The organism is Streptomyces sp. NPDC004752, from assembly GCF_053601275.1.
Genome location: NZ_JBSGBN010000240.1, coordinates 1 through 5994 on the forward strand (window position 1 = coordinate 1; position 5994 = coordinate 5994).

Genomic DNA, 5994 nt, shown 5'->3' on the forward strand with positions numbered 1-5994 from the left:
GGTCTTCAGCCGGGTGAGCCGTTGGCCGGGACTCTGAAGACGTACGGTGTCACGCATGCGACGCTGCCGCCGGTGGTGCTGGCGGCGATGGAGGCAGACGAGGGTTTGTTGCCGGGGGGCACTCTGGTCTCGGCGGGTGAGGCGCTGGCCGGTGAGGTTGCCGACCGCTGGTCGGTCGGCCGTAGTCTGATCAACGCCTACGGGCCCACCGAGACCACCGTCTGCGCCTCCATGAGCGGCCCGGTGACCGCCGGTACCGTGCCGCCGATCGGGCGGCCCGTCGACAACATCCGGCTGTACGTCCTCGACGCGGCGCTGCGGCCGGTGCCGCCCGGGGTGCTCGGCGAGCTGTATCTGGCGGGAGCGGGACTCGCCCGCGGCTACCTCGGGCGCCCGGGGCTGACCGCGGAGCGGTTCGTCGCCTGCCCGTTCGGCGGGCCGGGCGAGCGGATGTACCGCACCGGCGACCTGGCGCGCTGGCGCCGCGACGGGCAGCTGGAGTACGCGGGCCGGGCCGACGACCAGGTCAAGATCCGCGGCTTCCGTATCGAACTCGGCGAGGTCGAGGCCGTACTGGCCCGGCACGAGACGGTCGGACAGGTCGCGGCCCTGGTACGGGAGGACCAGCCGGGCGTGAAGCACCTCGTCGCCTACGTCGTCCCGAGCCCCGGGGCCGAGGCGGTCGCCTCCCGGCTGCGCGCACAGGTGGCCGAGTCGCTGCCCGACTACATGGTTCCGGCCGCGATCGTGGTGCTCGACGCGTTCCCGCAGACCCCCAACGGAAAGCTGGACCGCAAGGCGCTGCCCACCCCCGACCTGTCCGTCGCCGCCGGCGGACGGGCGGCGAGCGGGGCGCGCGAGGAGATCCTCTGCGGGCTCTTCGGCGAACTGCTGGGCCTCGGCCCGGTCGGCGCCGAGGACAGCTTCTTCGACCTCGGCGGCGACAGCATCATGTCCATCCAACTGGTCAGCCGCGCACGGCAGGCCGGTCTCGCCGTCACCGCCCAGCAGGTCTTCGAGCACAAGTCCCCGGCCGCGCTCGCCCGGGTGGCCGTCAGCACCGGGCAGCAGGCCGCGGGCGCGCTCACCGCGGGCAGTGGCGTCGGCCGGGTGCCCGCCACACCGATCGTGCACTGGCTGCGCGAACGCGGCGGGCCCGTCGGCCGCTTCCACCAGTCCATGCTGCTGCACACCCCGGCCGACCTCACCCAGGACCAGCTCACCGACGCGGTGCAGGCCCTGCTCGACCGGCACGACGCGCTGCGCGCCCGCCTGCTGCGCGAGGACGACTGGGCGCTGGAGGTGCCCGAGCCGGGCACCGTCTCCGCGGCCGCGCTGATCCGCCGGACCGTGCTGCCCGGCGCGTCCGACAAGATGCTGCGCGCGGCCATCGCCGCGAACGCCGAATCGGCCGCCGGACGGCTCGACCCGGACGCCGGGGTGATGCTCCAGGCGGTCTGGTTCGACGCCGGATCCGACGGCAGCGGAAGGCTGCTGCTGCTGGTCCACCACCTGGTCGTCGACGGCGTCTCCTGGCGCATCCTGGTGCCGGACCTCGCCGCCGCCTGCGCGGCCCTCGCCCGGGGCGAGCAGCCGACGCTGCCCCCGGTGGCCACCCCGCTGCGCGTCTGGGCCGCGGCGCTGGCCGAGGCCGCGGCCGGACGTTCGGGTGAACTCGACCTGTGGCGCAGCCAGTTGGCAGGTGGCGACCCGATCCTGGGCAGCCGGCGCCTGGACCTTGCGCGGGACACCTTCGCCACCGAGCGAACCCTGGAGCGGAGGCTGTCCACGGAGCACACCTCGGCCCTGCTGACCCAGGTGCCCGCCGCCTTCCACACCAACATCAACGACGTCCTGCTGACCGCCTTCACGGTGGCCGTCGCGGACTGGCGGGAGCGGCGCGGGCGGGGCGGCGACCCGGCGGTGCTGCTCGACCTGGAGGGGCACGGCCGTCAGGACATCGTGCCGGGCGCCGACCTGTCCCGCACCGTCGGCTGGTTCACCAGTCTGCATCCGGTGCGCCTGGACCCGGGCAGCGCGCTGCGCGCCGGGTTCTGGAAGGGCGGGGCGGCCGTCGGCGAGGTGCTCAAGGGAATCAAGGAGCAGCTGCGCGCGGTGCCCGACGGGGGCATCGGCTACGGAATGCTGCGCCACCTCACGCCCGCCACGCTGCTGCCGCACAGTTCCCCGCCGCAGCTCGGCTTCAACTACCTGGGCCGCTTCCCGGCCGCCGACGGCGCCGGGCAGCCGTGGACCGCGGCCCCGGAGGCCGACGCGCTGGGCGGCGGCAGTGACCCGGGGATGCCGCTCACCCACGAAGTGGAACTCAACGCGGTCACCGAGGACGGCCCGGACGGCCCGCGCCTGGTGGCGACCTGGTCCTGGGCCAGGGACCTGTTCACCAAGGCCGAGGTCGCCGACCTGGCCGACACCTGGTCCCGCGTCCTGGCCGTCCTGGCCGAGCACGCCCGGGTGCCCGAGGCCGGCGGGCGCACCCCCTCCGATCTGACCCTCGTCTCACTGTCCCAGGCCGAGATCGACCTGCTGGAAGCCGACTGGAGAACCTCGTAATGACGAAGCCGGGACTCGCCGACGTACTGCCGCTCACGCCGCTCCAGGAGGGCCTGCTCTTCCACGCGCTGTACGACGAGCACTCCGCGGACGTCTACACCGTGCAGCTGGTCTTCGACCTGGAGGGCGCGCTCGACGCGGCGGCCCTGCGCGCGGCGGCCGAGGCACTGCTGCGCCGCCACCCCAACCTGCGCGCGGGGTTCCGGCACGAGGGGCTCAGCCGCACCGTGCAGGTCGTCCCGCAGACGGTGGAGCTGCCCTGGACCGAGACCGACCTGTCGACCGAGCCGGACCCGGAGCGGCGCAGCGCCGAACTCGACCGGCTGGTCACCGCCGACCGGGCCGAGCGCTTCGACCTCAGCCGGCCGCCGCTGCTGCGCTGCACCCTGTTCCGGCTCGGCGAGCGCAGCCACCGTCTGGTGCTGACCAAGCACCACATCCTGATGGACGGCTGGTCCATGCCGGTCCTCGTCCGCGAGCTGTTCGAGCTGTACGCGAACCGCGGTGACGAGAGCGCGCTGCCGACGGTCACCCCGTACCGCCAGTACCTCGGCTGGCTGAACGCGCAGGACAAGGACGCGGCCGAGGCGGCCTGGAGCGAGGCGCTCGCCGGACTCGACGGGCCGAGTCTGCTCGCGCCCGCCGACGCGCCGCCGGTCACAGCGGCGCCGCGGCATCTCACCGTGGCGCTCGCGGCGGAGCTGACCGAGCGCCTGCGGGCCCGGGCACGGGAGCACGGGCTCACCCTCAACACCCTGCTGCAGGGCGCCTGGGCGCTGCTGCTGAGCAAGCTGACCGGCCGCGACGACATCGTCTTCGGCGCGACCGTGTCCGGCCGGCCGCCGGAGATCCCGGGCATCGAGACGATGGTCGGCCTGTTCATCAACACGCTGCCGGTGCGCATCGAACTGCCCGCCGCCGAGCCGCTCGCCGACGCCCTGAAGCGGCTCCAGTCCCGGCAGGCCGACCTGATGGCCCATCAGCACCTGGGGCTGACCGAGGTGCAGCGCGTCGCCGGGCACGGCACCCTGTTCGACACCATCGCGGTCTTCGAGAACTACCCGCTCGACCCCGCCGAACTCCAGCCCACAGGCGGCGACCTCGAACTCACCGCACTGCGCGCCACCGACGCCACGCACTATGCGCTCGGCGTCATCGCCGACGTGGCCGACGGCCGGCTGCGGATGCGCCTGGACTACCGCCCCGACCTCTTCGAGACCGAGACGGTCAGTCGCGTCGGCGAGCATCTGACGCGGATCTTCGAGGCATTCGCCGCGGACCCGACCCGGCCCACCGGCCGCTACGACATCCTCGGCGAGGAGGAACTGCACCGCATCGTCGAGGAGTGGAACGCCCGCGGCGAACGGCCCGCGCCGGACGCCCCGCACACCCTCTCCACCCTCTCCACCCGGTTCGCCGTGCAGGCCGCCCGCAGCGCCAGGGCCACCGCCGTCACCTGCGGCGACGAGCGGCTGACCTACGCGGAACTCGACGCGCGCGCCAACCGGCTGGCCCGGCTGCTGGTGCGGCGCGGCGCGGGCCCCGAACGGTTCGTGGCACTCGCGCTGCCCCGCTCCGCCGATCTGGTGGTCGCCGTCCTCGCCGTCCTCAAGTCCGGTGCCGCCTATGTGCCGTTGGACCCGGCCTACCCCGCGGACCGGCTCGCCTACATGCTGGCGGACGCGCGCCCCGCCCTGCTGGTCTCCCGCTCGGACACGGGCCTGCCCGACGGGCTCGGCGAGGTCGAGCGGCTGCTGCTCGACACACCGGACACCCAGGCCGCGCTGGCCGCCGAGCCGGACACCGACCCGGGCGTGCGGGTGCTCGCGCACCATGCGGCGTACGTCATCTACACCTCCGGTTCCACCGGTCGCCCCAAGGGCGTGGTGGTCCCGCACCAGAACGTGATCCGGCTGTTCGGCGCCACCAGGCACTGGTTCCACTTCGGCCGCGAGGACGTGTGGACCCTCTTCCACTCCTACGCCTTCGACTTCTCGGTCTGGGAACTGTGGGGCCCGCTGCTGCACGGCGGCCGGCTCGTCGTCGTGCCGCACGAGGTCAGCCGCTCCCCGGAGGACTTCCTGCGGCTGCTCGTCGACGAACGGGTCACCATCCTCAACCAGACCCCCTCGGCCTTCTACCAGCTGATGCGCGCCGACCGGGAGAACCCGGAACTCGGCGACGGGCTGAGCCTGCGGCACGTGGTGTTCGGCGGCGAGGCGCTCGACCTGTGGCGGCTCGCCGACTGGTACACCCGCCACGACGACCGGGCCCCCGTCCTGGTCAACATGTACGGCATCACCGAGACCACGGTGCACGTCAGCCACCTCGAACTGGACGCGCCGGGTGCCGCGGCCGGCCCCGGCAGCATGATCGGCGGCGCCATACCGGACCTGCGGATCTATGTGCTCGACGGCGGTCTGCGCCCGTCCGTGCCCGGCGTCGCCGGGGAGATGTACGTCGCCGGGGCCGGACTGGCCCGCGGCTATCTGGACCGGGCCGCGCTCACCGCCGAGCGTTTCGTCGCCGACCCGTTCGGCGCGCCGGGGGAGCGGATGTACCGCACCGGTGACCTGGCCCGCTGGACGGCGGACGGCGCCCTGGAGTTCGTGGGCCGCGCCGACGACCAGGTCAAGGTCCGTGGTTTCCGGATCGAGCCGGGCGAGATCGAGTCGGTGCTCGCCGACCACCCGGCCGTCGCCGAGGTCGCCGTGATCGTCCGCGAGGACCAGCCGGGCGACCAGCGGATCGTCGCCTACCTGGTCACCCCGCCCGGACAGGAGGGTGAACTGCCGACGGTGCGCGCACACGCCGCCGAGAACCTGCCCGACCACATGGTCCCGGCCGTCTTCGTCCCCCTCGAACGTCTGTCGTTGACGCCCAACGGGAAGCTGGACCGGGCGGCGCTGCCCGCCCCCGACATCGCGGGCTCCGCCTCCGGACGAGCACCCCGCGACGCCCGCGAGGAGATCCTCTGCGGCCTGTTCGCGGAGGTGCTCGGCGTCGACCGAATCGCCGTCGACGACGACTTCTTCGACCTCGGCGGGCACTCGCTGCTCGCCACCCGCCTGGTCAGCCGGGTCCGTACCGCCCTGGGCGTGGAGCTGGCCATCCGCACCCTCTTCGAGGCGTCCACCGTCGCCGCTCTGGCGGAGCGGATCGGCGAGGCGGACGAGGCGCGCACCGCGCTGCGGCCCGCCGAGCGACCCGCCCGGGTGCCGCTGTCCTTCGCGCAGCGCCGGCTGTGGTTCCTGGACCGCCTGGAGGGCCCGAGCGCCACCTACAACATCCCGTTCGCCCTGCGGTTGCGGGGTGTGGTGGATCGGGAGGCGTTGGTGGCGGCGTTGGGTGATGTGGTGGCGCGGCACGAGAGTCTGCGGACGGTGTTTTTGGAGGAGGGGGGTGTGCCGTGGCAGGAGGTGT

Annotated in this window: 2 protein-coding genes; both read left to right on the forward strand. The window is 73.7% G+C overall.

The genetic code is table 11. From position 1 onward, the window contains the following. Positions 1 to 2571: condensation domain-containing protein (locus tag ACWEKM_RS45430; RefSeq protein ID WP_451627176.1), on the forward strand; the 2571-nt coding region annotated here is incomplete at its 5' end. Further along, the coding region (locus ACWEKM_RS45435) for an amino acid adenylation domain-containing protein (RefSeq protein WP_451627177.1) at positions 2571 to 5994 on the forward strand (3424 nt) is incomplete at its 3' end. The genes ACWEKM_RS45430 and ACWEKM_RS45435, both read left to right, overlap by 1 nt.